This window comes from Kitasatospora terrestris, assembly GCF_039542905.1.
GTDB classification, from domain to species: Bacteria; Actinomycetota; Actinomycetes; order Streptomycetales; family Streptomycetaceae; genus Kitasatospora; species Kitasatospora terrestris.
This window is the reverse complement of the sequence record NZ_BAABIS010000001.1, coordinates 7340886-7367611: the sequence shown is the minus strand read 5'-3', so window position 1 is coordinate 7367611 and position 26726 is coordinate 7340886. Positions and strand designations below refer to the sequence as shown.

Annotated in this window: 22 protein-coding genes; 5 read left to right on the top strand and 17 right to left on the bottom strand. The window is 73.6% G+C overall.

The genetic code is table 11. The annotated features are described in order from the left end of the window. Positions 1 to 141 precede the first annotated feature (141 nt). Complete coding sequence (locus ABEB06_RS33735) at positions 142 to 945, top strand: exodeoxyribonuclease III (protein WP_345700717.1); 804 nt, start codon at positions 142 to 144, stop codon at positions 943 to 945. 155 nt (positions 946 to 1100) lie between these two features. On the opposite strand, the gene ABEB06_RS33730 is transcribed toward ABEB06_RS33735, so the two are convergent. The 5 genes from ABEB06_RS33730 to ABEB06_RS33710 all read right to left on the bottom strand — a co-directional run bounded on the left by ABEB06_RS33730 (position 1101) and on the right by ABEB06_RS33710 (position 6051). Then, positions 1101 to 1478, bottom strand: a complete 378-nt coding sequence (locus ABEB06_RS33730) for an MmcQ/YjbR family DNA-binding protein (RefSeq protein WP_345700716.1) — start codon at positions 1476 to 1478, stop codon at positions 1101 to 1103. A 109-nt stretch (positions 1479 to 1587) separates the two neighbouring features. Next, positions 1588 to 2826, bottom strand: a complete 1239-nt coding sequence (locus ABEB06_RS33725; protein ID WP_345700715.1) for a cytochrome P450 — start codon at positions 2824 to 2826, stop codon at positions 1588 to 1590. A 111-nt stretch (positions 2827 to 2937) separates the two neighbouring features. Then, positions 2938 to 4332 (bottom strand): NAD(P)/FAD-dependent oxidoreductase, encoded by a 1395-nt coding sequence (locus tag ABEB06_RS33720; RefSeq protein WP_345700714.1) that lies wholly within the window; start codon positions 4330 to 4332, stop codon positions 2938 to 2940. After that, entirely contained in the window at positions 4329 to 4577 is a 249-nt protein-coding gene (locus ABEB06_RS33715; protein WP_345700713.1) for a ferredoxin, read from the bottom strand. Before ABEB06_RS33715 ends, ABEB06_RS33720 begins: the two co-directional genes overlap by 4 nt. 337 nt (positions 4578 to 4914) lie before the next feature. Then, a complete protein-coding gene (locus tag ABEB06_RS33710; RefSeq protein WP_345700712.1) occupies positions 4915 to 6051 on the bottom strand; it encodes a TIM44-like domain-containing protein in 1137 nt (378 codons plus the stop codon). Positions 6052 to 6806: 755 nt separating this feature from the next. Between ABEB06_RS33710 and ABEB06_RS33705 the strand changes: the two genes are divergently transcribed. Together ABEB06_RS33705 and ABEB06_RS33700 are read left to right on the top strand one after the other, a co-directional pair. Next, complete coding sequence (locus tag ABEB06_RS33705; protein ID WP_345700711.1) at positions 6807 to 8369, top strand: FAD-dependent oxidoreductase; 1563 nt, start codon at positions 6807 to 6809, stop codon at positions 8367 to 8369. A gap of 200 nt (positions 8370 to 8569) precedes the next feature. Continuing rightward, positions 8570 to 9847: an aspartate aminotransferase family protein gene (locus ABEB06_RS33700; protein ID WP_345700710.1), complete on the top strand. Its 1278-nt coding sequence runs from the start codon at positions 8570 to 8572 to the stop codon at positions 9845 to 9847. A 25-nt stretch (positions 9848 to 9872) separates the two neighbouring features. On the opposite strand, the gene ABEB06_RS33695 is transcribed toward ABEB06_RS33700, so the two are convergent. After that, positions 9873 to 11549: a hypothetical protein gene (locus ABEB06_RS33695; RefSeq protein ID WP_345700709.1), complete on the bottom strand. Its 1677-nt coding sequence runs from the start codon at positions 11547 to 11549 to the stop codon at positions 9873 to 9875. A 26-nt stretch (positions 11550 to 11575) separates the two neighbouring features. Beyond that, on the bottom strand, positions 11576 to 12319 hold the full coding sequence (locus ABEB06_RS33690) for an ABC transporter ATP-binding protein (protein WP_345700708.1): 744 nt from the start codon (positions 12317 to 12319) through the stop codon (positions 11576 to 11578). A gap of 101 nt (positions 12320 to 12420) precedes the next feature. Between ABEB06_RS33690 and ABEB06_RS33685 the strand changes: the two genes are divergently transcribed. After that, positions 12421 to 13044, top strand: coding sequence for a hypothetical protein (locus ABEB06_RS33685; RefSeq protein ID WP_345700707.1), 624 nt, complete (start codon positions 12421 to 12423; stop codon positions 13042 to 13044). 31 nt (positions 13045 to 13075) lie between these two features. Here the strand turns inward: ABEB06_RS33685 and zwf are convergent, their stop codons facing one another. The 3 genes from zwf to ABEB06_RS33670 all read right to left on the bottom strand — a co-directional run bounded on the left by zwf (position 13076) and on the right by ABEB06_RS33670 (position 16786). Then, positions 13076 to 14452 (bottom strand): glucose-6-phosphate dehydrogenase, encoded by a 1377-nt coding sequence (gene zwf, locus ABEB06_RS33680; RefSeq protein ID WP_345700706.1) that lies wholly within the window; start codon positions 14450 to 14452, stop codon positions 13076 to 13078. A gap of 45 nt (positions 14453 to 14497) precedes the next feature. Further along, the gene (locus ABEB06_RS33675) at positions 14498 to 16078 is read right to left on the bottom strand and encodes a GMC oxidoreductase (RefSeq protein ID WP_345700705.1); all 1581 of its coding nucleotides are present in this window, start codon (positions 16076 to 16078) and stop codon (positions 14498 to 14500) included. Between the two features lie 150 nt (positions 16079 to 16228). Further along, positions 16229 to 16786 (bottom strand): gluconokinase, encoded by a 558-nt coding sequence (locus tag ABEB06_RS33670; RefSeq protein ID WP_345700704.1) that lies wholly within the window; start codon positions 16784 to 16786, stop codon positions 16229 to 16231. A 130-nt stretch (positions 16787 to 16916) separates the two neighbouring features. On the opposite strand from ABEB06_RS33670, the gene ABEB06_RS33665 reads away from it, so the two are divergent. Further along, positions 16917 to 17879 carry a 2-hydroxyacid dehydrogenase gene (locus ABEB06_RS33665; RefSeq protein WP_345700703.1) on the top strand — a complete coding sequence of 321 codons (963 nt, stop codon included), beginning with the start codon at positions 16917 to 16919 and terminating at the stop codon, positions 17877 to 17879. Between the two features lie 7 nt (positions 17880 to 17886). Here ABEB06_RS33665 and ABEB06_RS33660 read toward each other — a convergent pair whose 3' ends face one another. The 7 genes from ABEB06_RS33660 to ABEB06_RS33630 all read right to left on the bottom strand — a co-directional run bounded on the left by ABEB06_RS33660 (position 17887) and on the right by ABEB06_RS33630 (position 26620). Further along, on the bottom strand, positions 17887 to 18810 hold the full coding sequence (locus ABEB06_RS33660; protein WP_345700702.1) for a cyclase family protein: 924 nt from the start codon (positions 18808 to 18810) through the stop codon (positions 17887 to 17889). Further along, complete coding sequence (locus tag ABEB06_RS33655; protein WP_345700701.1) at positions 18811 to 20631, bottom strand: glycoside hydrolase family 15 protein; 1821 nt, start codon at positions 20629 to 20631, stop codon at positions 18811 to 18813. 118 nt (positions 20632 to 20749) lie between these two features. Next, positions 20750 to 21790 carry a cytochrome d ubiquinol oxidase subunit II gene (locus tag ABEB06_RS33650; RefSeq protein WP_345700700.1) on the bottom strand — a complete coding sequence of 347 codons (1041 nt, stop codon included), beginning with the start codon at positions 21788 to 21790 and terminating at the stop codon, positions 20750 to 20752. Next, positions 21790 to 23268: a cytochrome ubiquinol oxidase subunit I gene (locus ABEB06_RS33645; RefSeq protein WP_345700699.1), complete on the bottom strand. Its 1479-nt coding sequence runs from the start codon at positions 23266 to 23268 to the stop codon at positions 21790 to 21792. Before ABEB06_RS33645 ends, ABEB06_RS33650 begins: the two co-directional genes overlap by 1 nt. Positions 23269 to 23605: 337 nt before the next feature. Continuing rightward, the gene (locus ABEB06_RS33640; RefSeq protein WP_345700698.1) at positions 23606 to 24100 is read right to left on the bottom strand and encodes a hypothetical protein; all 495 of its coding nucleotides are present in this window, start codon (positions 24098 to 24100) and stop codon (positions 23606 to 23608) included. A gap of 400 nt (positions 24101 to 24500) precedes the next feature. After that, entirely contained in the window at positions 24501 to 25472 is a 972-nt protein-coding gene (locus ABEB06_RS33635) for a DUF3048 domain-containing protein (RefSeq protein WP_345700697.1), read from the bottom strand. A gap of 140 nt (positions 25473 to 25612) precedes the next feature. After that, positions 25613 to 26620, bottom strand: a complete 1008-nt coding sequence (locus ABEB06_RS33630) for an MASE1 domain-containing protein (RefSeq protein WP_345700696.1) — start codon at positions 26618 to 26620, stop codon at positions 25613 to 25615. Between the last annotated feature and the right edge of the window lie 106 nt (positions 26621 to 26726).

Here is a 26726-nt window from a genome sequence, read left to right as displayed (position 1 = left end):
GGGAGGGCGGGCTTTATCCGTCCTTCTTTATTAAAGGTCTTTGCAGTAAGTGACCCTAGGGGGTGGCGGCGGAGATGGTCAAGACCAATGACGTCAAGACCAGTGGCCGGACTCGCGGCGAACGCCGGGTACCCTCGCTGGGTGACCAGGGTTACCAGCGTGAACGTGAACGGCATCCGTGCGGCCGCCAAGAAGGGCTTCCTCGAGTGGCTCGCCGCCACCAAGTCCGAGGTGGTGTGCCTCCAGGAGGTACGGGCGGAGGTCGGGCAGTTCGCCGAGGTGCTGGCGGGGATGGAGGGCTGGCACGCGGTCTGGGCGCCCGCCGCCGCGAAGGGGCGGGCCGGCGTGGCCGTGCTCTCCCGCCGCGAGCCGGAGCGCCGGCAGATCGGCTTCGGGTCCGCCGAATTCGACAATTCGGGCAGATATGCCGAAATCGACCTCCCCGGTCTGACCGTGGCCAGCCTGTACCTCCCCTCCGGCGAGGTCGGCACCGAACGCCAGGACGAGAAGGAACGCTTCATGGCGGAATTCCTCGTCCACCTCGCCGAGCTGCGCACCCGGTCGGCCGAGGAGGGCCGCGAGGTCGTGGTCTGCGGCGACTGGAACATCGCCCACCGCGAGGCCGACCTCAAGAACTGGAAGGCCAACCAGAAGAAGGCCGGCTTCCTCCCCGAGGAGCGCGCCTGGTTCGGCCGCGTCCTCGACGAGGCCGGCTACGTCGACGTCGTCCGACAGCTCAACCCCGACCAGGAGGGCCCCTACTCCTGGTGGTCCTACCGCGGCCGCGCCTTCGACAACGACGCCGGCTGGCGCATCGACTACCTCATGGCCAGCCCCGGCCTCGCCGCCCGCGCCACCGAGGCCTTCGTCGAGCGCGCCGCCACCCACGCCGAGCGCTGGTCCGACCACGCGCCCGTCACGGCGGTCTTCGACCCCAAGCTCTGAGGTCGACGTTCGGCATCCGGCGGCTCTCCGCGCTGCGGAGGGCTGCTGGAGTACGTCGGCCAGTTGGTCGGGGGACGCCGCCCGCGCCGGACGGTCTCGGCGCAGTCCTCCTTGGCGTTGGCGCAGCGGACGTCGGCGTGGGCCGTCCGGCCGGGTCACCGGCTTCGCTCGTCCGGGCCTTCCGACGCCGCTCCCAGCCCGGGGGAGGTCTCCAGGAGGCCGTCCGGCGCGGCCTGCTTCCAGGAGTCCACGAGGATGTCGTACAACTCGTTCACGTCCTCCAGGGCTCCGAGCCGCACGCGCACCCAGGCGGAGGACGCCTCGTGGGCGGGAACCCAGAACTTCTCCGGCTCGGCAGCGATCAACTCCGCCCGTTCGTGCTTCGGGCACCGCACCGCGAACGAGGTCTGATCGTCCGGGACCGTGATGAACATCTTCCCGGCGAACCTGAAGGTCGGCATGCCCCATGCCTCCTTCTCCACGGTCTCCGGGAGGCGCAGGGCGATACGGCGGACGTCATCGGCATCGGGCACGCTCACCACCCTAGACCCGCGGCGGGGAGCGACCCGAGGTGACCGCGGAGTCCCGGCGACGACAGGCCGGAAGGACGTCCACGAGCAGTCGGTCGGGCCCGACACCCCGTCAGCGCCGCACGCCGTCGATCGCGAGCCGCAGCTGCCGGGGCCCGCGCAGCACCGCGTTGGTGCGGTACGGCGGCGGGTCCTCCACCAGCCTCGGCCGCTCCAGCCGGCGGGCGAGCTCAGCCAGCGCCAACTGCGCCTCCAGGCGGGCGAGCGGCGCGCCGAAGCAGCTGTGGATGCCGCTGCCGAGGCCGAGGTGCTGGATGTCCACCCGGTCGGGGTCGAAGCGGTCCGGGTCCGCGAACCGCTTCGGGTCGCGGTTGCCCGCGGCCACCACCAGCCAGAGCGGCGCCCCCTTGGGGATGGTCGTGCCGGCCACCTCGATGTCGGTGATCGGCGTACGGCTGGGGATCATCTGCACCGGCGGCTCGTACCGCAGCAGCTCCTCCACCAGAGGCACCGCCAGCCGCTCGTCGGCGCGCAGCCGCTCCAGCACCTCCGGGTGGCGCAGCAGGGTGAGCATGCCGTTGGTGATCAGGTTGACGGTGGTCTCGTGCCCGGCGATGAGCAGGAGGGCGGCGGTGCTGAGCACCTCCATGCTGCTCATCCGCCCCTCGGGGCCGTCGCCGACGGCGAGTTGGGAGAGCATGTCGTCGCCGGGCGTCTTGCGGCGTTCTTCGATCAGCCCGTTCAGGTAGAGACCGAGTTCGATCCGGGCCTGCTGGGCTGAGCGGTCGCGCTCGGTGGCGTCCTGGCCCGGCAGAGGGTCGAGGGTGGCGACGAGGGTGTCGGCCCAGCCGTGGAAGCGGCTCTCGTCCTCGCGCGGGATGCCCAGGAGGCGGCAGATCACGGTCACCGGGAACGGGTAGGAGAAGCGCTCGACCAGGTCGATCTCGTCGCCGTCCAGGGCGTCGACGAGGTCGGTGACGATGGTCTTCAGTTCGCCGCGCATGCCGTCGACGCGGTGCGGGCTGTGCGGCGGGCCGAAGGGGCGGTTGGTGATGGCCCGCAGCCGGTCGTGCTCGGGCGGGTCCAGCCGCAGGAAGTTCGGCGGCAGCACGCCGCCGGTGTCGTCCCCCTGCTCCCCGGACACGGCCGTGTCCGGCACTGTCCGGTAGCGGCGCTCGGAACTGATCCGCGGATCGTGGAGCAGGGCGCGCACCAGGTGGTAGCCGCCGACCGCGTACGGGCCGGTCGCGTCGTGGTGGACCGGCTTCTCCCGCAGGCGGGCGTACAGCGGGTACGGGTCGTGGCGGTTCGAGTAGTCGGTGATCTGTTGCAACAGCGAGAGGTCGGTCACGGCGGTCCTCGGATCGGTGGGGCACCACGCACGTCGTGCGGTACGCGGCGGGCGGCACGCGGCAGGCGGCAGGCGCAGGGGCAGGGGCAGGGGCAGGCAGGCGGGCGCCGGTCAGGCCCGGCCGGGGGTGAAGGCGACGGTCCGGTCGGCCGGGGAGTAGCCGCTGACGGTGACCGTGGGGCCGTGCGTGGGCACGGACGGGTCGGGGAACCCGGCCGGGCGCGGCCCTGCGCCCTCCTTGGGCGGGTCCATGGTCGGGAACGGCGGCGGGAAGGGAGCGGTGCGCTGGATCAGGTCCTCGTAGAACGGGAGCCAGCGGCCGTGGTCGAAGGTGACCGCGCCGATCACCCGCCCCTGGTGCCCGTACACCGCGGTGAAGCGGCGCCCGGTGAGGGAGCCCTGGGTGACCATGATCTCCTCACCCATCGACGGCACCCCGACCGACTTGATGTTCACCCCGAACTGGGACGACCAGAAGGCCGGCACCCACAGGTGGGGTCGCCGGTCGTGGGCGGCACTGATCATGTTGTGCGCGGCGATCTGTGCCTGCTCGACGGCGTTGCCCCAGTGCTCCAGGGAGAGGAACTGGTAGCCGAACAGCGGGTGCGGCGCGCGCGCCACGTCGCCGGCCACGAACACGTCGTCGGTGACGATGCCGCGCACGTCGAACGCCCGGCAGCCGGCGTCGCAGGCGATCCCGCGCGGACCGGCGCCCAGCCCCGAACCGGCGAGCCAGTCGGTGTTGCGGATCGCGCCGAGCGAGACGACGACGACGTCGGCGTCGACCGTCGAACCGTCCGACAGGGCGACCGAGCGGACCCGGCCCGCCGCGTCGCCCTGCAGGGCGGTGACGGTCACCGAGCACCGCAGGTCGACCCCGGCGTCGAGGTGCATCTGCGTCGCCACCTCGCCGATCACCCCGCCCAACGCGCCCACCAGCGGCGCGGACCCGCGCTCGGCGACGGTGACGGCCAGACCGCGTTCCCGGCACGCCGAGGCGATCTCCGAACCCGTGAACCCGGCCCCGATCACCAGCACCCGGCGCGGGCCCGCCGCCAGGCGGCGCTCCAGCGCCGCGGAGTCGTCGCGGCCGCGCAGCACGAACACGCCGTCCAGGGCGGCCTCGGCCGGGTGCGGCCAGGGGCGGGCCCGCACCCCGGTCGTGATCAGCAGCCGGTCGTACTCCACCTCGTCGCCGTCGGCCAGCTTCACCCGCCGAGCGGCCATGTCCAGCCCGGTCGCCGCGCTGCCGAGCCGCCAGTGCGCATCCAGCTCCCGCCGTCGCGGCAGCGCGGTGTGCTCGGCGGACGCCATGCCCAGCAGTACCTGCTTCGACAGCGGCGGCCGGTCGTACGGGCCGCACGGCTCGTCGCCGATCAGTGTGAGCGAACCCGTGAAGCCCTCGTCCCGCAGGGTCTCCGCTGCCCTCAGCCCGGCGAGGGAGGCACCCACGATCACGATGCGCCCCTCGCGTCGCAGCTGCTCCAGCCACCCGTCTCCGTTCACCGCCCACCACCTCCGGCGGTGCCCTCACCGTCGACCGGCGCGCTCCGCTCCTCGTCCCCGGCGTCGACGAGGATCGCCTGTACCGGACACGCCGCGACCGCCCGCGCGAGACGCTCGCGCTGCTCGGCCCCCGCCCGGGGGGCGTAGAGCAGCGCCTCCTCCCCGTGCATCCTGAAGACGTCCGGCGCGAGGAAGGCGCACTGCGCGTACCCCTGACAACGATTGAGATCAACGACCACCCTCACCCGGGCACCATCCTCACGACACGCAGTCAACGTCCACGCCAGCCTCCGTCACCGCGGCCGCCGCCGCCTGGTGTGAGACCCCCATCGAGTGACGCGCCCGGCCCCGCGCCGACCACCGCCCGGACCGGCACCAGAGCCGTCGTACTGCCACGAGTGACCCCCTCCGCCGAGGCGAGCAGACGCATCCGAGCCACCCGTGCTCGAACGGGTGGACCGTTTCAGGAGGCGCCACCGAGGCGTCGCGGCGGTCTTCGACCACAAGTTCCGACCGGACCGTCCGGACCCTGTTGCAGGGGCCGCTCACGGCAGGGGCCTCACGGCGCTGCGCGGGCTCCGCCTACTCCACGTGTGCGGCGGTCACGGTCCACGTTCCGTTCGACGTGCCGTCCAACCGCAGATCGAACGCGAGGGTGATCGGCCTGCGCTCGTGCGCGTCACCATGGAGCACCTGCTCGGTTCGCCGGTCGACTTCGTAGTAGACGCCCTCCGCGTCGACTGCGACACGGAAGACGATCGGGTCGCGCGAGACCAGCGAGCGCACCGTGACCGATGCGACGAGGGCGTCACGCATGACGGTTCGATCGACGGTGCGCACGGACGTGAAGTCCAGGCTGCCGTCGTTCATGACCCACTCCTCGAGGAACCGCTCCACGGCGACCTCGAGCACCGACTTGTCGAACCGGCCGTCGAGCACACTCAGATCGCCGGCGGCGGCGTCGGCGTCCGTGCTCCAGGAGACGTTGGTGAGCGACAGGACGTCGCTCACGCCCCGGGCCGCCGCGGTCTTCCCGGCCACCTCGAGCACTGCCTCCCGGGCGACCTCCTTCTGGTCCCAGCCGTCCGTCTCGATGGCGTTGGACAGGTGGTGCGCCCCCTCGGCCGCCTGCTCCACCGACGACGCGATCCACTCTCCGGCCGAGCTCTTGCGCAGCGTCCAGTACTCGACCGGGCGCGTCGATCCGTCCTTCCGCACGGCATCCCGGCCGTGCTCGCGGCGCACGTAGTCATCGAGCGTCGCGGTGATGCGGAACGTGACGGTGTCGTTCAGCTCGCCCGCGCGATTCGCGACATCGACCAACTCGACCTCCGGGCCGGAGACGATTTCCACGACGTTGACCTCGCCACGCGACTTGTAGTCGCGCAGCTGGTCGGCCCACTTGCCGTAGAGCACCGGGGAGAGGATGTCCTGCAGAGTGGCGTGGTCGTGTTCCGTCCACGCGCGTTGGGCAGTCACGTACAGCCATGCCGCGCGGCGCTCGAGCGCCGCGCGGTCGAAGGTCGCGTCCGTGTCGGCGAGCGCGTCGACCCGGGCCTCGACCAGGGCGGCGCGTTCGCCCGCCTGTGCGTCCGCGCGGTGCGCCGCCCGGTCCGACACCGTGTTCAAGCCGTCGGCCCGTTCCGCCTTCCGGCGACGGGACCTGAGCCACAGGACCAGGAGGAGCACGACCACGATGACCAACAGGGTCAGGAGCACACCGACTCCGGCTGCGTAGCCGAAGCCGCCGCTGGAACCATGGCCGTAGCCGCTGCCCTTCGACCCGCGGGAGCCGCCACCACGGCTGCCCCCGCCCCCGCTGAACCCGTGGCTACCGCCCCCGCCGCGGGCCTGCGCGACGGACGGGCTGCTCAGCGCGACGGCTCCGACCGCCACGGCCATCCATCGACCGGCGCGCACCCGGCTCCCCCTTCAAGAGTCAGGACCCTTCCCACGCCAGCCTACAAGCCGGACCACCCGGGACGTTCTGCGGCGAACGGCCGATGAGCCGGGGCAGCCGGTCGCCCGGGTCGAACTCCTCGCCACTCCGGGAGGGGACGATCAACGAGGACCGGGTGGACTCCGTCAGCGCACCGGCCTGCGGGCTCCCCGGGCTCCTCGGGCTCCGCCTCGTGGAAGACCACCGTCATCCGCGCACCGGCACCGTCCGGGGTGCACGGGGCGGCGTCCGCTCCACCGGCACCACCGTCCCGTCGGGCGCGCGCGAAGAAGGCGGGCACCTGCTCCGGGCCCGCCGAGGTCCACCCGGGCGGGCCGTACACCGGGCCCGTCCAGGTCGTTCTTCGGCGTCCCCGCTCCGGCCATCGGGCCGATTCTCCCGGTCCCGGGTCGCGGTGTCGCCGAATGACACGGGCAGGGCCTCTGGCTCTGGGATGGACGCCGTCCTTCCGGGCAGACGCGCAGCGGGAGGGCCGGTCGGCGGCCCGGTACGGCAGCACCGCACGGAGGACGACATGGGCTCCGCAGCCGACTCGTACGAGTCGTACTGGATGGCCACCGCGCCGGGACCGGAGTACCCGCGGCTGACCGAGTCGCTGGAGGTGGACGCGGTGGTGGTCGGCGGCGGGGTCGCCGGGCTGTGCACCGCGGGGGAGCTCGCCCGGGCGGGCTGCCGGGTCGCCTTGGTCGAGGCCGACCGGATCGCGTCCGGGGTCACCGGCCACACCACGGCGAAGCTCTCCGCCCTGCACGGCCTCCGGTACGCGCGGCTGGCCCGAGAGCAGGGCACCGACCGGGCCCGGTGGTACGCGCAGTCCCAGCAGGAGGCGGTCGAGCACGTCGTCCGCACGGCCGCCGAACTCGGCGTCGATTGCCAGTTGGAACGGGTGCCCGGCTACGTCTACACCGAGACGGAGGACGCGCTGGAGGACGTCCGGGCGGAGGCCCGCGCGGCTGCGGACGCCGGGCTGGCCGCGGTGTTCACGGAGGAGACCGGCCTGCCGTTCCGGGTGGCGGGCGCGGTGCGGGTGGCGGACCAGGCGCAGTTCCACCCGCGCCGGTACCTGCTGGCGCTGGCCGAGGACCTGGTGGCCCGCGGCGGGCTGGTCTTCGAGCACACCCGGGCGACCGGTCTGACCGAGGGTCGCCCCTGCCGGGTCACCACCGAAGGCGGGGCGGTGGTGAGCGCCGCCGAGGTCGTGGTCGCCACCCACTACCCGGTCTTCGACCGGGCGCTGCTGTTCGCCCGTCTGCGGCCGGTACGGGAACTGGTCGTCGCCGGCGCCGTGCCGGAGGACGCCGACCCGCAGGGGATGTACGTGACGCCGGAACACCGCACCCGCTCGGTGCGCACAGCGCCCTACGGGGACGGGAGGCGGCTGCTGATCGTCACCGGCGAGAAGTTCACCCCGGGCAGCAGCGGGGTGCGCCGCCGCCACGACCGGCTGGCGGACTGGGCCTGCGAGCGGTTCCCGAGCCTGCGGCCCGGCTACCGTTGGGCGGCGCAGGACAACTCCACCACCGACGGTGTTCCGTACGTCGGCCGCTTCCACGTCGGCACCCAGCACGTGCACGTCGCCGCCGGCTTCGACGGCTGGGGCATGAGTGGTGGCGTGATGGCCGGCCGGCTGCTGGCCGGTGTGATCATCGGCGACGAGCCGCGCTGGGCGCCGCTGTACGACCCCCGGCGGCTGAGACCGCTGCGCGAGGCCCCCGCCCTGGTGAAGTTCCAGGCCGAGGTGGCCCGACACCTGGTGGGTGACTGGATCGGAGTGCCGTCCATGCCGGACGACCAGGACCTCGGAGCGGGCGAGGGCGCGGTGGTACGGTTCCACGGCCGCCGGGTCGCGGTCTGCCGTGACCGGGAGGGCCGGTTGCACACGGTGGGCGCGCGGTGCACGCACCTGGGCTGCACGGTGCACTTCAACGAGGCCGAGCAGAGTTGGGACTGTCCGTGCCACGGCTCGCGCTTCGCACTCGACGGCACGGTGGTGCAGGGGCCCGCCACCCGCCCGCTCGAACCGCTCGACACCGATCCGCCCGGCCCCGCGCCCGGCCGGCAGGACGACGCCCGCTAGAACCCAGGGACGGTTCCGCGAACGGATCGCCCTGCGCGCCCTGCACTACGACGACAGGGTGGTCGGGCCGCACGTGCAGGCCTCGGGCCGCCCGGCGGCCGCCCGACTGGGGAGGCGCGATGTCGGCCGCGCCTCGCGGGTGTGCGGGCCGGTCCGGGGTAGCGTGCCGGAAAGCGTCCGCGCGGAAGTGAGTGCCCCGCATGTCGAACCTGCTCGGCCGCCACCGTGCGGTCATGCCGTCCTGGCTGTCGCTCTACTACGAGCAGCCGATCGAGATCGTGAGCGGCCGGGGCCGCCGCGTCACGGACTCCGACGGGCGCACGTACCTCGATTTCTTCGCCGGCATCCTCACCACCATGCTCGGCTACGACGTGCCCGAGGTCCGCGAGGCCGTGGAGCGGCAGCTGCGCACCGGGGTCGCGCACACCTCGACGCTGTACCTGATCCGCTCCCAGGTGGAATTGGCCGAGCAGATCGCCGCGCTGTCGGGCATCGCGGACGCCAAGGTGTTCTTCACCAACTCCGGGACGGAGGCCAACGAGACGGCGCTGCTGCTGGCCACCAACGCCCGCCGCTCCGACCAGGTGCTCGCGCTGCGCAACAGCTACCACGGGCGCTCGTACGGGGCGATGGCCGTCACCGGCAACCGGGGGTGGAAGAACTCCTCGCTGTCGCCGGTCAACGTGCACTACCTGCACGGCACCGACCGCGACCGCTTCCCGCACCTGTCGGACGAGGAGTTCCTGGCCTTCTGCGCGGACGACCTGCGGCAGGTCCTCGCCACCGCCACCGCCACCGACGTCGCGTGCCTGATCGCGGAGCCGGTCCAGGGCGTGGGCGGCTTCACCGTCGCACCCGACGGGCTGCTCGCGCGGTACCGGGAGATCCTCGACGAGCACGGGATCCTGCTGGTCTCCGACGAGGTGCAGACCGGCTGGGGCCGCACCGGCGAGCACTTCTGGGGCATCCAGGCGCACGGCGTGACGCCCGACGTGATGACCTTCGCGAAGGGGCTCGGGAACGGCTTCGCGATCGGCGGCGTCGTCGCGGACGGCGCGCTGATGGACGCCCTCCCGGCCAACGGCATCTCCACCTTCGGCGGCAACCCGGTCGCGACCGCGGCGGCGAAGGCCACCCTGGACTACCTGCTCGCCCACGACCTCCAGGCCAACGCGCGCCGGCTCGGCCGCCTGCTGGTCGACGGCCTGCGGACCGCGGTCGAGAAGCTCCCGGTGGTGGGGGACGTCCGCGGCAGGGGCCTGATGCTCGCCGTGGACCTGGTGGACCCGGACGGCGGCGCGCCGAGTCCGGCCCTGGCCGCCCGGGTGCTGGAGGAGGCGAAGCGGCGCGGCCTGCTCATCGGCAAGGGCGGCCTGCACGGCCACACCCTGCGGATGGCTCCCCCGCTCACCCTCACCGAGGACGAGGCGACGGAGGGGCTCGGCATCCTCGTCGACTCCCTCACGGCCGTCTGCTGAGACTCCCCCACCGCCTCCCCGGACGCTACGCCCGGCCCACCGTGCCGGGCCGCGCCTGCGCGGGCAGCTTGCCCGCCCTCATCAGCGCCCACTGGAGCAGCACGACCGCCAGGGCCGCCCCGACCGCCGCAGCCCTGCCCAGGGCGCTCGCCGACCCGCTGCGCAGCGCCGCCGAGAACGGCACGGCCAGCACCGTCACCGCGACGGCCGGACCGGCCGCGTACCAGGCGGCGAACATCAGCGGCCCGGTGCTCCCGCCGGCCCCCTGCGAGCGGTACAGCAGATCGCGGCGGGCCGCCCCGCGGCAGGCGTTCACCAGCCCGGCCGCGACCAGGGCCGGCACGGCGAGCGGCGCGACCCAGGCCGCCGCCCCTCCCCCGGACGCGAGCACCACGACCGACCCCGCCGCCGCCAGGACCAGGCCGAGCACGGTGGGCACCACCGCGTGACGCAGCATCAGCCCGGCGAACGGGTACGGGGACCAGGACGCGCGGCGCACGTCGTCGGTCTCGATCCGGGCGGGCTCCAGCAGCTGGGCGACGGCCAGGTAGCCGAAGACCAGGGCGACCGCCGTGACGCCCCAGGAGACCGGGCCCCGGGTGCCGTGCGCCAGCACCGCGCAGAGCAGGGCCGGTACGGTCAGCAGCACGGCACGCCCGAGCCGCGCGGGCGCGCGGAGCAGCGAGAGCGTGTCCCGCCAGTACAGCACCAGCCAGGACCGCCGGGGCACCGGCAGCCGGAGCCGCACCTGTCTGCCGCCGCCCTGGGCGCCGGCCACGGCCAGCCGCGCGGCGCGCAGCTCGACCGTCCGCAGCGCGGCCAGCACCCCCGCCGCCGTCCTGGCCCGCTCGCGCAGCAGGGGCAGCGACACCGCGGCGACGGACCGGTCCGCGAGCACCAGGCAGACCGCGGTCGGGACGACCAGCAGGACGGCCGCGACCGCACCGCCGGGAACGGCCGCGGGCGTCGGGGCCAGCGCGGCGATCCCCGCCCAGCCCCACGGGCCCGACCACAGCTCCACCCGCTCCAGCCAGTGGACGGGGTGCCCGGCGACCGCCAGTGCGCTCTGCACCGCGAGCAGCAGGATCACCACGGTCGCGTACGGGGTGAGCCGGCGCACCCAGCGGGCGGCCGCCCGGCTGCGCTGCACCAGCAGCCCCGCGCAGACGCCCAGCAGCGGCAGGCAGACCGCGCCGGCCAGGCACCAGCCGAGGGCCGCGGGCAGGCCGACCCGCACGGTCAGGCCGAGCGCCACCATGCCGCCGACCGCGATCAGCAGTCCGGGGAAGGCGGCCAGTCCGCAGGACAGCCAGAACCAGGGCCGCAGCACCGGGCGCGGCCGGACCGGGTGCGCCAGCAGCCAGTCGGTGGTGGCCCTCGGCGGCACCACCGGCCCCCGCCACAGCCCGTCACGGACCGCCAGCAGCACGGTCGCCAGCCCGACCGCGGCGACACCGCTGGGCAGGGCGGCCAGCAGCTCGGGGCCGTGCCCGGTGTAGTCGGCACCCATCGACGCCTGGAGGAAGAGGCCGAAACTGGGGATGCCGCCCCAGATCACCAGGATGAGCACGGTGCAGTAGAGCGCGAACGCGATCTGCTTGAACCGGTTGCGCCGGTGCGGTGCGCGCAGGGCGCGCAGCAGCGCGAGGGCCTCGTCGGTCCAGTCGTCGTCCGCCGTCCAGTCCTCCGCTTCCGCGGACACCGCTTCGGGCCCCGCGTCGATCCGGCTCACCGGGCACCCGCCGACGCGGCACCGGCCGGCGCGGTGTCGGCGAGGACCTCGGCGGGCGCACCCTGCCTGACGATCCGCCCCTCCTCCAGCACCACCACCCGGTCGGCGACCTCCAGGGCCAGGTCGGTGTGGTGGGTGACCAGCAGCACCGCCACCCCGTCGGCGAGCTCCGCCGTCAGCAGTTCGGCGAGCCGCCGACGCGCCTCGGGGTCGAGCCGCTGCTCGGGCTCGTCCAGCAGCAGCAGGTCGCGGGGCCGGACCAGCGCGCACGCCAGCAGCAGGGCCTGCATCTGTCCCGACGAGAGCGCCGACGGCAGCGCGTCGGCCCGCTCGGTGAGCGCCCGCATCTCCAGCACCTGCGCGACCCAGTCGGCGGCGTCCGCGACCCCGTGCGCGACGGCGACCAGCAGCAGGTGCTCACGCACGGTCAGGTCGGGGTAGCAGGCGACGGTGTCGCCGACCACCGCGACCCGGGCCCGGATCCGGGGGTCGTTCTCGTCCATCGCCAGACCGTCGAACCGCACCGTCCCCCTGGTCGGCAGGTCGCGGCCCGCCGCGACCCGCAGCAGCGTCGACTTCCCGGAGCCGTTGTGCCCGAGCAGCGCCACGCACTCACCGGCCGCCAGGTCGAGGTCGACGGGGTGCAGCACCTCCCGGTCGCCGTACGAGCGGCTCACCCCGGTCAGCCGGAGCAGGGCTCCGCGCGCGCGGGCGGCGGGTGGGGTGGAGTTCCTGGCCATGCGGGCAACGCCTCTCGACAAGCAGTTCGGCCAAGTCCGGCCCCGGGCGCTACAGTCTGCGCGACCGATCCGCATTCGATCAAACCCCGCGAGGAACACACGTGAACGTCCGTCTGGCAGTGCACCTGATCGCGTCGACAGCGCTGGCACTGGCACTGGTCTTCACCGGGCTGGCGCTCGGCGGCCCCGGCCTCGCCCTGCTGGGCTTCGTCCTCTGGTTCCTGGTGGAGGCAGTGATCAAGGCGCTGCTCCCGCACTCCTTCCACCCCGGCGTCGAGGGCGCCCAGCCGACCTCGGCCGTGTACCGGGGCTGGGCGGCCAAGCTCGTCGCCGGCACCGCCCTGGGCCGGACCCGGACGGTGGAGGGCGACGCCGCCCGCCTCGCGGCCGGCACCCGGCTGTGCACGCTCTCCTTCGGCGTGCGCGACGGCAGCCAGACCCTCGGCAACCTGCTGCTCCAGCGCACCCCCGACGGCACGACGGCCCTCGCCTGGCGCGGCCGCGGCAAGGACGTGGGCATCCACCCGATCGTCCCGCCCACCCCGGTCCTCCACGCGGGCCGGAACCAGCAGAACGCCACCCAGGCCCGCCTCGGCTACCGCACGGCCCTGCAGTTCGGCCAGGACACCTACTGGCTCCGCGACCACGACGCCGCCCTCCTGAAGGCCGTCCTCACCCCGGCGGCCCCGGGCGGCGCCGGGCCCGTCGCACCGGCCACCGCCTGAGCGGCTCCCCGCCGCAGCCCGGCCGGCCGCCTCAGCCGGCCGGGTCGTACCAGGTGTCGTCGCCGGCGAGGAGGGCGTCGGCCTCCTTGGGCCCCCAGGTGCCCCTGGCGTAGGGGTGCACCGGGACGGCGTCGCCGAGCACGGGGTCGACGATGCGCCAGGCTGCCTCGACCGTGTCCTGCCGGGCGAACAGCCAGCGGTCGCCGTCCAGCGCGGCGCCGATCAGGCGGTCGTAGGGGCGCATGTCCGATCCGGGGATCTCGCTGAAGGCCAGTTCCTCGTGCTTGGCCTGCCAGCCGCCGCCGGGCTGCTTGCCGGCGAGGGTGAACGCCACCTGGGTCTCGGGCCAGATCCGGAAGCGGAGCATGTTGGTCGCGGGCACCGGGCGCAGCCCGAAGACGTCGTGCGGGGCGCGGCGGAAGCGGATGCTGACCTCGGTGGCGGTCACCGGCAGGCACTTCCCGGCGCGGATGACGATCGGCACGTCGGCCCAGCGCCAGGAATCGGCGGCCAGCCGGATCGCGGCGTAGGTCTCGACGGTGGACTTCGGGTCGACGCCGGCCACGTCCAGGTAGCCGTCGTACTGGCCGCGCACGATGTGGTCGGCGTCGAGCGGTTGCAGCGAGGTGACGGCGAGGGCCTTGGAGTCCCGCCAGGCACTCAGGCCCTGTCCGGAGGGCGGGTCGGCCAGGACGGTGGCGAGGACCTGGAGCATGTGGTTCTGGATCACGTCCCGGACGGCGCCGGTGCGGTCGTAGAAGCGGCCGCGGTCGGAGACGTCGAACGCCTCGGCCATGGTGATCTGGATGCTCTCGACGTGCGTGCGGTTGAGCAGCGGCTCGATCACGGAGTTGGCGAAGCGTGCGAACAGCACGTTCTCGACGGGGTCGAGTCCGAGCCAGTGGTCGACGCGGTAGACGGCGTCCTCGGGGAAGTGCTCGTGCATGGTGGCGTTGAGCTCGCGGGCGCTGGCCAGGTCGGTGCCGAAGGGCTTCTCGACCATGATGCGGGCGTCCTTCGCCCGGCCGGCGGTGGCGATGCCCCGGGCGATCCGGCCGAAGAGCGGCGGCGGTACTTCCAGGTAGTACAGGGCCCGCCCGCCGGCGCCCATGGCCTCGGACATCGCCGTGTAGGTGGCGTCGTCGTCGAGGTCACCGTCGACGTAGCGCAGCAGGCCGAGCATCTTGGTCGCGGCGGGGCTCTTGGGGTCCATGCCGTTGAGGGTGAGCGAGGCCTCGGCGTAGCCGCGGAACTGCTGCAGGTCCCAGCCGGCCTTGGCCACGCCGACGATCGGTACGTCGAGGACACCGCGGTCGACCAGGCCGACCAGGGCGGGGAAGGTCTCCAGCTTGGCGAGGTCGCCGGTGGCCCCGAAGATCACCAGCGCGTCCATCTGTCGTGTCGTCATCGCGAACTCTCCTGTGGGGTCCGGGTGATGCGGGTGATCCGGTGGTCAGCGCAGCCGGTCGGCGATGTGGTCGCCGACCCGGAGCGCGTTGGCGATGGCGGTGAGCGAGGGGTTCACGGCGCCGATGCTCGGGAAGAAGGAGGTGTCGACGACGTAGAGGTTGTCCACGTCGTGGGCCCGGCAGTTGACGTCGAGGGCGGACGCGGCCGGGTCGGTGCCGAACCGCACGGTGCCCGCCTGGTGGGCGGTGGCGCCGATCGGCATGCCCTTGTGCAGGTAGATGCTGTGCGAGAGCAAGTGGTGCGGGTGCATGCCGAGTTGGCCCAGCATCCCCTGGAGCTTGTGGCGCAGCCGCTTGAGCCCGGCGGTGTTGTTCTTCTCGTCCAGGGCGAGGTGGATGCCGCCGTCGGCGTCCAGGGTCACCCGGTTGTCCGGGTGGGGCAGGTCCTCGCCGCAGAGCCAGAAGTCGACGGCGTGGTGGGCGAGCACCTCGAACGGCATGTCGGGCGAGACGGCGCCGGCCCAGCGCGGGGCCTCGCCGTGGATCTGCTCGGCGTCGGACTTGCCGAGCATCTGGATGCCGCCGAGCGGGTAGTCCCAGTCGTCGGCGCCGAGGTACCAGTCGTTCACGGCGAGCGTCTTCTGGAACAGGGTGGGGTTCGGCTCCTTCGACACCGCCATCAGCGCCAGGTTGTTGTGCCGCATGTAGTGGCGGCCGACGGTGCCGGAGCTGTTGGCCAGTCCGCCCGGGTGCTTGTCGTTGGCGGACCTCAGCAGCAGGACGGCGGAGTTGACGGCGCCGCAGGCGACCACGACGACGTCCGCGGCGAAGGTGGCGGTGCTGCCGTCCCCGAGTTCGGCGACCACGCCGGTGACGCTCCGGCCGGTGGGGTCGGTCTCGAGCCGGCGCACGTCCGCCCGGGTGACCATGGTGACGTTGTCGTGCTCCAGGGCCGGGTCGACGCAGATCACCTGGGCGTCGGACTTGGCACCGAGCAGGCACGGGAAGCCGTCGACCCGGTCGCAGCGGATGCAGGCACTGCCGTGGACCGCCCGGCCCTGGTCGTCCTGGATGAGGTTGACGCCGATCGGCAGGTGGAAGGGGTGCAGGCCGTGCTTCTCCAGGTCGTCGCTGAGCTGCTGGATGCGCGGCTCGTGTTCGACGGGTGGGAAGGGGTAGTCGGCGCTCGCCGGGCCGGCGGTCGGGTCCTCGCCGTGGCGGCCGTGCACCCGGTAGAGCTGCTCGGCCTGGGTGTAGTACGGCTCCAGATCCTGGTAGTCGATCGGCCAGGCCGGTGAGACGCCGCCGTGGTGGCGGAGTTCGCCGAAGTCCTCGGGGCGCAGCCGGAACAGGGCGGCGCCGTAGAACTTGGTGTTGCCGCCGACGTAGTAGTTGACCTCGGGCGGGAAGGCGTTGCCGTCCTTGTCGTACCAGTACTCGGGGGCGCGGTACTTGCCTTTGACGAAGACCGCTGTGGAGTCCCAGTTGTCCCGTTCGCGGGGCAGGTAGTCGCCGCGTTCGAGGACGAGGATCCGTTTGCCGGTCGGCGCCAGCCGATGGGCGAGGGTGCCGCCGCCGGCGCCGGTGCCGATGACGACGACGTCGTAGTGCTGGTCACCGGCCACGGAGAGTTCCGATCTGGAGTCGTTGCCTGCCCCGGGTCGGGTGTCCGCCCCCGCGGTGACCGCCGCGGCGGGGGTGTCATCACCGCTCCGCCGTCCGGCAGGACAGGTGCCGTCCTCTGCAAGCTACAACCGGCACGGCCCGGCGGCACCTCAGGGCCGGTCCGGGCCCTTCGGCGCGGCCCGGCCGCGGGAGTCCGCTGTCAGGGCCCGGAGGGCCGTCTCCACGGTCCGCTCCGCGCTGCCGGAGGCGTCCACGGTGGCGCCGGGCTCGTCGGGCCGGAGCGGTTCCAGGAGCCGGTACTGCGAGTCGAGCAACTGAGGTGGCATGAAGTGCCCGTGCCGGGCGGTGATCCGTTCCAGCGCCACGGCGGGATCGAGAGACAGGTGGAGGAACCACACCTCGGCGCCCGGCGGCCGCAGCCGGTCGCGGTAGTCGCGCCGCAGTGCCGAGCACGCGATGACGCCGCCGCCCTGCTCGGCGGTGGTGCGGATCCACGCGGCGACGGCCGCCAGCCAGGGGCGGCGGTCGGCGTCGTCGAGGGGCCGTCCGGAGGCCATCTTGGCGCGGTTCGCGGCCGGGTGGAGGTCGTCGGCGTCGGCGAACGGCACGTCGAGCCGGTCGGCGAGCAGGCGGCCGACCGTCGTCTTCCCGCTGGCGGAGACGCCCGTCACGATCACCACGCGGTTGCCGAGCCGGTTCCTGGCCATGGTGCGCGGGCCTCCCTGCGCCGGTTGCGGGACCATGGGTGCCGTATCCACTGTCGTCCAGCGGGGGCCCGGCCGCCGCCGGGCGCACCGGGGGCGGTTCTCCGGACCGCCGGGCACGGGAGGTCCCCGCATGGCTGCTGCGACCGGCGGTTCCACCGGGGCCGGGGTGATGCTCCCGTATCCGCCGTCGGAGCTCGGCGGCCTGCCCGAGGGCTGGCGGGCCCTCGTCTGGGACGGTGACGGCCCCGCTCCGGCCGACGGGGTGCTGGGCGACGTCGAGTTCCTCGTCGTCCCGTACACCCGTACCGGCGCGGCGCTGCCGCTGCTGGGTCGACTGCCGGCCCTGCGGGTGGTGCAGTCCCTGAGCGCGGGGGTGGAGAACCTGCTGCCGCACGTACCCGCGGGGGTCACGCTCTGCAATGCCCGGGGGGTGCACGACACGAGTACGGCCGAGCACGCGGTGACGCTGCTGCTGGCCGCGCTGCGCGGGATCCCCGGGCTCGTCCGGGCCCAGGAGGCGGGGCGGTGGTCGTCGGGGTTCCGTCCGGCGCTGGCCGACCGGACCGTCCTGGTCCTGGGCTACGGGGCGATCGGCAGCGCCGTGGAGGCCCGGCTCGCCCCGTTCGAGTGCGAGGTCCTGCGGGTCGCCCGGACCGCCCGCAGCGCGCCGCGCGGGCCGGTGCACGGGCTGGACGAGCTGCCGTCGCTGCTGCCGCGCGCCGACGCGGTGGTGCTGACCCTGCCGCTCACCGACCGGACCCGGGGCCTGGTCGACGCCGCGTTCCTGGCCCGACTGGGGGACGGCGCAGTGCTGGTGAACGTCGGCCGCGGCGCGGTCGTGGACACCGCGGCGCTGCTCGCGGAACTGCGGACCGGGCGCCTGGCAGCGGCGCTGGACGTCACGGACCCGGAGCCGCTCCCGCCGGGGCACGCCCTGTGGACGGCACCGAACACGCTGATCACCCCGCACGTGGCCGCGACCACCTCGGCCTTCCGCCCGCGCGCGCTGGCCCTCGTCCGGGCCCAGCTGGCCCGGTACGCCTCCGGCGAGCCACTGGCCAACGTGGTGGACCCGACGGCGAACCAGGAGTGATGACCTGTCAGAGGATCGCGATCGGGTTCACCGGCGAGCCGGTGGCCCGCAGCAGCCGCAGCGGCGCGACCACGCACAGGAAGGACCAGCGCCGCTCCCGTCCGCACAGCGGCACGAGGTCCTCGAACTGCAGGTAGTCGAGCAGGTGGACGCCCATCGCGTGCACGGCGAGCACGTGGACGGGGTAGTCCACGCCCTCGGTCCGGGACGGTGCGGCGTCGTTGTTGCCGTCGCTGCCCAGGGCCACCACCCGCCGTTCGGCGAGGAACTCCATCGCGCGGGGGTGGAGCCCGGCACGGGCCGCCGAAGCGTCCCAGGGGCCCTGTTCGGCCCTGCGGCGGCGGTGGCCGACCCGGACGAACAGCAGGTCGCCCGGGCCGACCCGGACCCCTTGGGCGGCCTCCGCCGCGGCCAGTTCCTCGGCCCCCACCTGGTCGCCGGGTTCCAGCCAGGGCACCCCGCGCAGCCGCGGGACGTCCAGCAGGACGCCCCGGCCGACGATCCCGTCCCGGAGCAGGTCCACCGAGAGGGCGTCGGCCCCGTGGGGGGTGAGGGTGTCCGCGTCGACGCCGCCGTACAGCGTTCCGTCGTAGACCACGTGGCACAGCGCGTCCAGGTGGCTGTCGGCGTCGCCGTGCACGTTCATGGCGATCCGGTCCCGGGCGAAGTCCAGTCCCTCGTCGGGCAGGTGGCCGGCCACCGCTCCGGTCATCCGGTGGACGGCCGGCTCGGGATTGTCCGGTCCCTCGCCGGTCTCCACCGGCGCCGCCAGCGAGACCCGCAGCCCCGCCCGCACCTCACGGGCGGCGGCCGCCACGCGCTGCGGGGTGAGCTCGGCGAGGGCGCCGTCCGGCCGGTCGCGGCGCAGCCGCCGGTACAGCGCGCGGAACTCGGCGGCGGTGACCGGTGCGGCCGTCGGGTCGACCGCCACTCAGGAGCCCCGCTTCCCGTCCAGCGCCGCGTCCAGGGTGTTGGCCGCCATGATCAGCGAGAGGTGGGTGAACGCCTGCGGGAAGTTGCCGAGTTGCTCGCCGGACGGGCCGATCTCCTCGGCGAACAGGCCGACGTGGTTGGCGTAGGTGAGCATCTTCTCGAAGGCGTAGCGGGCCTGCCGCAGGCGCCCGGCGCGGGCGAGCGCGTCGACGTGCAGGAAGGTGCAGAGGCTGAAGGTGCCCTCCGAGCCGCGCAGTCCGTCGGGCGAGGCGGCGGGGTCGTAGCGGTAGACCAGGCTGTCGGAGACGAGCTTGCGGTCCATCGCGTCGAGGGTGGACAGCCAGGCCGGGTCGCGCGGTGCGAGCAGGCCCACGCGCGGGATCAGCAGCAGGGAGGCGTCCAGGACGTCGCCGTCGTAGTGCTGGACGAGGGCCTGCTCCTTCTCGCTCCAGCCCCGGGTCATGATCTGGTCCAGGATCGCGTTGCGGGTGTCGCGCCAGCGCGCGATGTCGGCGGGGCGGCTGAAGTGCTCGGCCAGCTTGATGCCCCGGTCGAAGGCGACCCAGGTCATCACCCGGCTGTAGGTGAAGTCCTTGCGGCCGCCGCGGGTCTCCCAGATGCCCTCGTCGGGACGGTCCCAGTTGTCGGTGAGCCAGTCGAGCATCCGTGCGGTCGCCTGCCAGCCGCGGTAGCCGGCCTGGACGCCGATCTCGCGCCCCTCGGCGAGCGCGTAGAGCGCCTCGCCGTAGATGTCCAGCTGCAGTTGGTCCATCGCGGCGTTGCCCGCGCGCACGGGGTAGGAGCCGCGGTACCCCTCGAAGTGCTCCAGGACCTCCTCGGTCAGCTGCGGGTCGCCGTCCACCCGGTACATGATCTGCAGCCGCTCGCCGGGCATCTCCAGCCGTTCGTGGAGCCGGTCGCTGAGCCAGTGGGTGTACGCGCCGGCCTCCTCGGTGAAACCGAGGTCGAGCAGCGCGCGCACCGACAGCGACGCGTCCCGGACCCAGGTGAAGCGGTAGTCCCAGTTGCGCTCGCCGCCGACCTGCTCGGGCAGGCCCATGGTGGCGGCGGCGATCGGCGCACCCGTCGGGTGGTAGGTGAGCAGTTTGAGGGTGATCGCGGACCGCCGGACCATGTCGGGCCAGCGGCCGCGGTAGTTCGCCGTGCGGACCCAGTCCTGCCAGAAGTTGACGGCGTCCCAGAGCTGCTCGGTGATCGCGGCCTCGTCCGCCCGGGGCGGCGCGGCGCCGTCCGCCGCGCAGACGGTGAGCACGGCCCCGGCCGTCTCGCCGGCGCTGAGCGTGACCGTGGCGGCCACGTCGTCCCCGCTGCGCTCCACCGGGAAGGTGGTGCGCAGGTGCAGGGCCATGCCGGGGGTGTGGAAGGCGGCGTACCGGTCGTCGAGGTGCAGCTCGTGCTTCGCCCGGCCGTAGTCGAAGCGCGGACGGCAGTCCAGGGAGAACGTGACGGTGCCGCGGACCACGCGGATCGCCCGGATCACGGTGTGCCGGTCGGACGGGCTGCCGGAGGTGTTGGGCGGCATCCAGTCGATCAGCTCGCCGACGCCCTCGGGTGACATGAACCGGGTGACCAGGACGGCGGTGTCCGGGTAGTAGAGCTGGCGGTAGGTCACGTCGTCGGCCTCGGGGCCGATCCGGAAGTGCCCGCCCCGGTCGTGGTCCAGCAGCGCGGCGAAGATGCTCGGCGAGTCGACCCTGGGCGCGGCGAACCAGTCCATCACGCCCTTGGCGGAGACCAGCGCGACGGTCTGGAGGTCTCCCACCAGGCCGTGGTCGGCGATCGGCGGGTAGCGGTCCATCAACACACTCCGAACTCGAGATCCAACCCCCCTCCTGACGCCGGCCGGGGCCCTCCCCCGCCCGGTCCGTTCCACTGCGCGACGTCGGCCGGTCCGCCCCCGGACGGCCGGTCCGCCGCTACCCGTCGTCCCCGGGCGTTCCCGCCGCCGCGGTGTCGGCGTCGGTGAGCGGTTCCAACCGGCCCTGCGTGTCGAGCCGGTAGACCAGCACCAGGGCCGGGCCGACCAGGACGACCGCGATGAGCGTCACGATCCCCAGCCAGCGCAGGCTCTGGGCGGCCCCGGCCGCCTGGTCGACGGTCAGCGAGGTCGGCAGGAGGTAGGGCCGCTGGGCGAATCCCCAGGCCAGGACGGCCAGCGCGACGGTCGCCACCGCGGACCAGCGGGACGGGCCGTGGAGCCGGCGCAGCAGGAGCAGGACGGTGGCCAGACCGCAGACCCCGGACAGGACGACCATCAGCAGTCCGAGGCCGCCGGTGAGGCCGTCCCACACGTACCGCGCGTCGTCCCGGGTGACCGGCAGGGCGACCAGCGCCAGCACGACGAGGGCCGCGAAGGCGGCCCAGGCCCGCAGCCGGAAGTAGTCGACCAGGTCGTCCGCTCCGAAGCGTCGGGCGTCCGAGCTCAGGAACACCGCTCCGAGGAAGGCGGTGGAGGCGATGGCGAGCAGACCCGCCATGAGCGAGGTCGGGTTGGCCCAGGCGTCCGCGGACGCCGTGGTGCCGACCGCCACCCGCCCGGAGGCGATGCCGCCCAGCACCGCTCCGAGGAAGAACGGTGTCAGGAGCGAGGAGATCGCGAACGCGGCCCCGTAGACCCGCCGTTGGGCGAGCCGCCGGGTCGGCTTGCGCAGCGCGAAGCCGGCGCCGCGGAGCACCTGCCCGAGCGCCGCGAGGGCCAGCGGCAGCCACAGCGCCTCGAAGACCGCCTGGAACATCGAGGGGAAGCCGGTCCACATCAGGATCAGGACGAAGATCAACCAGACGTTGTTGACCTCCCACACCGGCGCCATCGCGTGGTCGATCAGCCAGCGGGGCCGCTTCCCGCGCTCGGCGCCACCGGCCAGCAGGTCCCAGAATCCGGCGCCGTAGTCGGTACCGCCGGCGCAGGCGTAGGCGGCGATGGCGAGCACGATCAGCCAGGCGACGAGGTCGGCCATCACCGGTCACCGCCCGACGTCGTGTCGGGTCCGTCGGGCGCCGCCCCCACCCGGTCGGGCGGACGCTGGCCCCTGGGGCCGTAGGGGGTGTCGGTCTCCGGATCGAGCGTCCCGCGGACCGCCTCGCCCGCGTCGGCAAGTCGCCAACGGGTGCGCATCTTCAACAGGACGGCCAGGAAGGCCGCGAACACGGCCGCGTACAGCACCACGACGATGCCGAGCATGGTCCAGATCCCCGGGGCCCGGGTAGAGGTGACGGCCTCGGACACCCGCATGTCGAAGTACACGATCCACGGCTGGCGGCCGACCTCCGTGGTGATCCATCCGCACTCCACGGTGATCAGGCACGCGGCACCCGCCAGCGCGGCGCAGCGGAAGAACCACCGGTTCGGGGGCAGGTCCCGGTGCCGCCACCAGATCCAGGCGTACCAGAGGGCGAGCAGGATCAGCACGCTGCCGATGGTGGCCATGATGTCGAACGCCCAGTGCGCGATGGTCGCCTGCGTGGCCGTGGGGCGGTCGGACGCGGCCACCGAGGTCAGCCCGGTGACCTCGGTGCTGGGCTTGAACCCGGCGAGGATCGAGTCCAGTTGCGGGATCTTGATCCCTCCGGAGACCGTCCCGTCCTCGTTCAGCCGGCCGAAGACGTACTCGGGCACGTGCGTGTCTGTGTCCCAGACGAGTTCCATGGCGGCGAACTTGACCGGCTGTTTGTTGAAGACCGCGCGGGCGGCGGAGTCGCCGAGGAAGAACTGGACGGGGGTGAGGATCGCGGCGACGGTGAACGGCACGGTGAACCCGAGCTTGTGGTAGCGGTCGCGTCTGCCGCGCAGCCAGCCGGTCGCGTACACGCCGGCGACCACGTAACCGGCGGTCATGAACATCGCGACCAGGAAGTGCCAGTACTGCGGCCCGAACATCGGGGTGAAGATCGCCTGGCGCACGTCGACGTCGACGGGGTTGCCCTGGGCGTCCAGGGTGAAGCCCTGCGGGGTGTTCATCCAGGAGTTGGCCGCGATGATGCCGAACGCCCCCAGGGCGGCGGTCAGCGGCAGCGGCACGGCCAGCCACCAGTGCGTCCACGGCTTGAGCCGCCGCCAGCCGTACAGGTAGATCGCGATCAGGACGGCCTCGAGGAAGAACGCCCACGCCTCCACGCCGAAGCCCACGCCGAAGACGTCCCCCCAGCGCCCCATCATCCCCGGCCACAGCAGACCGAACTCCAAGGACAGCACCGTGCCGGTGACGATGCCGATGGCGAACTGCACCGCCATCACCGCCGACCAGCGCCGGGCCAGCAGCAGGGCGACGGGGTCGTTGCGGCGCAGCCCGCGGTAGTGCATCAGCACCGTGATGAACGGCAGCGCGACCCCGAACGGCACCAGCAGGATGTGCGTGGCCAGGGTGAAGGCCATCTGCTCACGGGCCGGCAGGAGCTGTGGGGGTGTGCTCGCCAGCTGGACGGCGATGCTGAGCATGGACGCCTCGACGGTTCGCCCCGCACAGGGCGGGGCTGAGGGGAACGGCGGACGTACGACCATAAGCACGGTGCGCGGTCGGCCCCCGGTTCGGCACGCCAGCCGGCCGCCGCCCTCCGGTCACGTCACCGGTACGGGCCAACGGTCCGCCACGAGGGTGCCCACCGGCCCAGAGGGCCCGGCAGCGCCTGGACGTGCCCGCCGCACCCCGGGCGAGGAGCAGGTCAGTAGCGGAACGCCCCGACCACCCGGTCCTCGTCGCTGTCCGTTCTCCCGCCCGTGGCGCGGCATCCTCGCACGCCTCGCCGGCTCCGCGTCAGGGGCTTGCGCCCCCGGATCAGGCGGGGTAGCGGATGGAGCCGAGGGGCGGGCAGGGGACGAGGGTGGTGTCGGCACCGGGGCGGGGGACGTAGGCGCGGGCCTGGGCGGCCAGCCACGAGCGGGTGTCGTGGTCGTCGGCGTGCCAGGCGTCGTAGCGGGCGCGGGGGTGGTCCCAGTCGCCGTCGATGAGGTGGAGGCTGGTGTTGCCGGCGCTGCGCTGGAACTCCGCCTTCATGACGGCCTGTTGGAGTGCGGTCTGGGTGGCGGCGAGCTCGATGCGGGTGGCGAGGACGCCGGCGGTGTGGGGTTCGTGGGTGGGCAGGGGGGCCTTCGGGAGCGAGGAGACGCCGCTGTCGAGGCGGCCGATGTTGTCGACGGCCATGTCCTGGGCGGCGCGCGCCATGGTCTGCATCTCGTGGTGCAGCCAGTGGAACTCGTCGAGGTCGGCCTGGGTGATGCGCATGCGCCGGTACAGGGCCTGGAAGCGGGGGTCGTGGTGCAGTGGTCGCACGTGGGGGGGTGTGCAGTGCGACGCAGTCGTTGAAACCGGCCGTCACGGCGATGTCGAGGTGCTGGATCGCCAGGTCCGCCTGCCCGCGGACGAGGGCCAGGCCGGCGAGGGTGCCGTGGCTCGCGGCGGCGAGCCAGTCGGCGTCCGGGCCGAGTGCGGCGGCGAGCGGTATGACCTCCTGGATGCCCGCGGCGGCGGCGGTGCCCTGGCGGCCGGCGGGACCGTGGGTCAGCAGCGTGACCAGCAGTTCGTGGTAGCTGCCGGCCAGCGAGTCGACGGTGGTGCGGGCCATGGATCTCCTCGGGCGCCGGACGGGCCGGTGAGCGGACTGGACGTCAGTTCTGTGTGGTCCCGGTGGAGATGACGGACGGGCGGGGCGGGTGGTTCCTGCCACGGGGCGCTACGGCACCAGCACCACGAGCACCGGGCCGGTGGCGAAGGTCATGGCGCTGCCGTCGGGCAGGGTGAAGGCGGTGCCCGCGGCGGCGTCGGGCCGGTCCCAGTGGGTGTTCCAGACCTTGCCGTCGCGCAGCACCTGGGCGTCGCCGGACCCGACGGTCCGGGTGAACACCTCGTTGTCGGGGTGTCCGGCGTTGAAGTCGGTGAACGCCCCGGGGACGATGCTGACGTGCTGGACGACGACGGTCGCGGTGCCGGTCCAGCCGTGGCGGCCGTCGACGGTGACGTCGTACGTGCTGCCGTTGTGGTGGGCGCCGATGGAGGCGGCCGGCAGCCGCCAGGTCATGGCGGTGAGCGGGCTGCCGCCGTCCGGCGCGGGGCCGAAGACGAAGCCCGGGGAGCGGGCCGGTACGGACGGGTGTTCGGCCAGGATGCGGTGCGGGTCGACGAAGGTGGGGTCGACCCCGTTGTTGCTGAAGACGCCGGGGTCGGTGGCCGGGGTGACGTTCCGCAGGTCGGCGCGGGCTAGGAGCGGGAGGAGTCCGCCGATGGCGCCGCTGTAGGCGAAGTCGACGCGTCCGTACTGCTGGAGGAGCGGGATGTCGGTCTCCCGGGCGGAGCGTACGGGGCCGATCAGGGCGGGCAGGTGGTTGGCGTCGTACACGGCGAGGAACCGGGACTGGCCGCCCTCCACCTCGATCCAGTAGACGATGTCGGCCTGGGCGAGCCCCTGGTGGATCGCCTGGATGTGCGCGCCGACGTTGTCGATCTTCACGGCGAGCAGGTTGCCGGCCGTGCCGACGTTGTCGAGCGGGTTCCCGGACGGTGCGGACGGCTGCGCCGGTGGTTCGGACGGGGCGCCTGCGCACCCCTGGACGGCGGCGAGCGCGATGACCGCCGCGAGTATCGGGGCGAGCCGGTGAGGGGTGCGGCGGCGGGCTGCCGATGCGTGGGCCGTGCTGCGGATGTTCACCGGTGTTCCCTCTCCGTCGGCGGAGCGGGGCGGGTGTGCGTCGGGTGGGTCCGGGCCGCCGACATCGCGGTTCTCACCCGTCATTGTCGGACACGACGGGCCGGCCCGGGTCGGTTCCCGCCGCCGAGGACGGGGTGCGGTCAGTCGCCGTGCCGGCCGTCGCCGTCCGGGGGTGGCCAGGAGTGGTTGGCCTCGCCCGGGGCGAGGCGGTTCACCACCTCGGCGAGGGCGACGCAGGCCTGCTCGATGGTGCGCAGGGTGTTGTCGCGTTCGGTGGTGACGGCGGCGAGCAGCAGGCCGGTCAGGGCGGCGACGCCGTTGAGCGCCTGCAGGACGACCATGGTGGCGAGGACGCTGTGGCCGGCGAACGGGCCGGTGTGGTGGATGGCCGCGGGGACGGCGAAGACGGACACCACCAGGGCGCACGGCGCCGCGCCGAGCAGTTGGAAGCGCAGCGCCGCCCACATCACCACCGGGAAGACCAGGAAGAGCAGCGAGAGCGGACTGTGGGTGACGACGACGACCACACCCCCGGTGATCACCAGGAGCGCGAGGCCCTCGACCCAGCGGAGCAGCGGCACGTCGCGGGGCATCCGGGCGCCGTACAGCGCGAGCAGCAGCGGTGCGACGACCAGCACGCCCATCGCGTCCCCGGTCCACCAGGCCGTCCAGGCCGGCCAGAACTGGTCGACGGCCAGCGCGTCGTCGGCCACCAGGACGAGGCAGGCGACGGTCGCGCTGACGAGCGTGGAGGCGAGCGCCCCCAGGAAGACCAGCGCCACGCCGTCCCGCAGCCGGTCGAGCTCGACCCGGAAGTCCACCCGGGTGAGCAGCAGGGCGGCGACGACCGGGGCGAGCGTGCTGCCCGCCGCGATGCCGAAGGAGGCGGGGGTGAGCGCCCCGAATCCCGAGATGACCAGAAGGGCGCCGAGCGCGATCCCGGGCCACACTCGCAGGCCGAACAGCAGCAGACCGGCCACGGCGACGCCGGTGGGCGGCCACAGCGGGGTGACGTGGATGCCGCCGACCACGACCTGCGCGAGCAGGCCGAGCTTGCCCCCCGCCCAGTACGCGAGCGCGACGCCGAGGATCGACAGGCCGGTGACCGCGGTCCTCCGGGCCTTCGCGTTGCGCAGCACAGCAGCCATCAGACCGCACGCCGCCGCCCGGACCCGGCCGTGACACGCCCGCCGGGCCCGCCGGGGCCCGCACGATCACCCTCCGGCGGCGGCGTCACGCTTCGTCACGGCGGCG

Coding starts and splice junctions, on each gene's coding strand:
- ABEB06_RS33665 (WP_345700703.1), top strand. CDS start 16,917: ATGGCTGCTGCGACCGGCGGTTCCACCGGGGCCGGGGTGATGCTCCCG.
- ABEB06_RS33700 (WP_345700710.1), top strand. CDS start 8,570: ATGTCGAACCTGCTCGGCCGCCACCGTGCGGTCATGCCGTCCTGGCTG.
- zwf (WP_345700706.1), bottom strand. CDS start 14,452: ATGACGACACGACAGATGGACGCGCTGGTGATCTTCGGGGCCACCGGC.
- ABEB06_RS33645 (WP_345700699.1), bottom strand. CDS start 23,268: ATGCTCAGCATCGCCGTCCAGCTGGCGAGCACACCCCCACAGCTCCTG.
- ABEB06_RS33630 (WP_345700696.1), bottom strand. CDS start 26,620: ATGGCTGCTGTGCTGCGCAACGCGAAGGCCCGGAGGACCGCGGTCACC.
- ABEB06_RS33650 (WP_345700700.1), bottom strand. CDS start 21,790: ATGGCCGACCTCGTCGCCTGGCTGATCGTGCTCGCCATCGCCGCCTAC.
- ABEB06_RS33690 (WP_345700708.1), bottom strand. CDS start 12,319: ATGGCCAGGAACTCCACCCCACCCGCCGCCCGCGCGCGCGGAGCCCTG.
- ABEB06_RS33655 (WP_345700701.1), bottom strand. CDS start 20,631: ATGGACCGCTACCCGCCGATCGCCGACCACGGCCTGGTGGGAGACCTC.
- ABEB06_RS33670 (WP_345700704.1), bottom strand. CDS start 16,786: ATGGCCAGGAACCGGCTCGGCAACCGCGTGGTGATCGTGACGGGCGTC.
- ABEB06_RS33705 (WP_345700711.1), top strand. CDS start 6,807: ATGGGCTCCGCAGCCGACTCGTACGAGTCGTACTGGATGGCCACCGCG.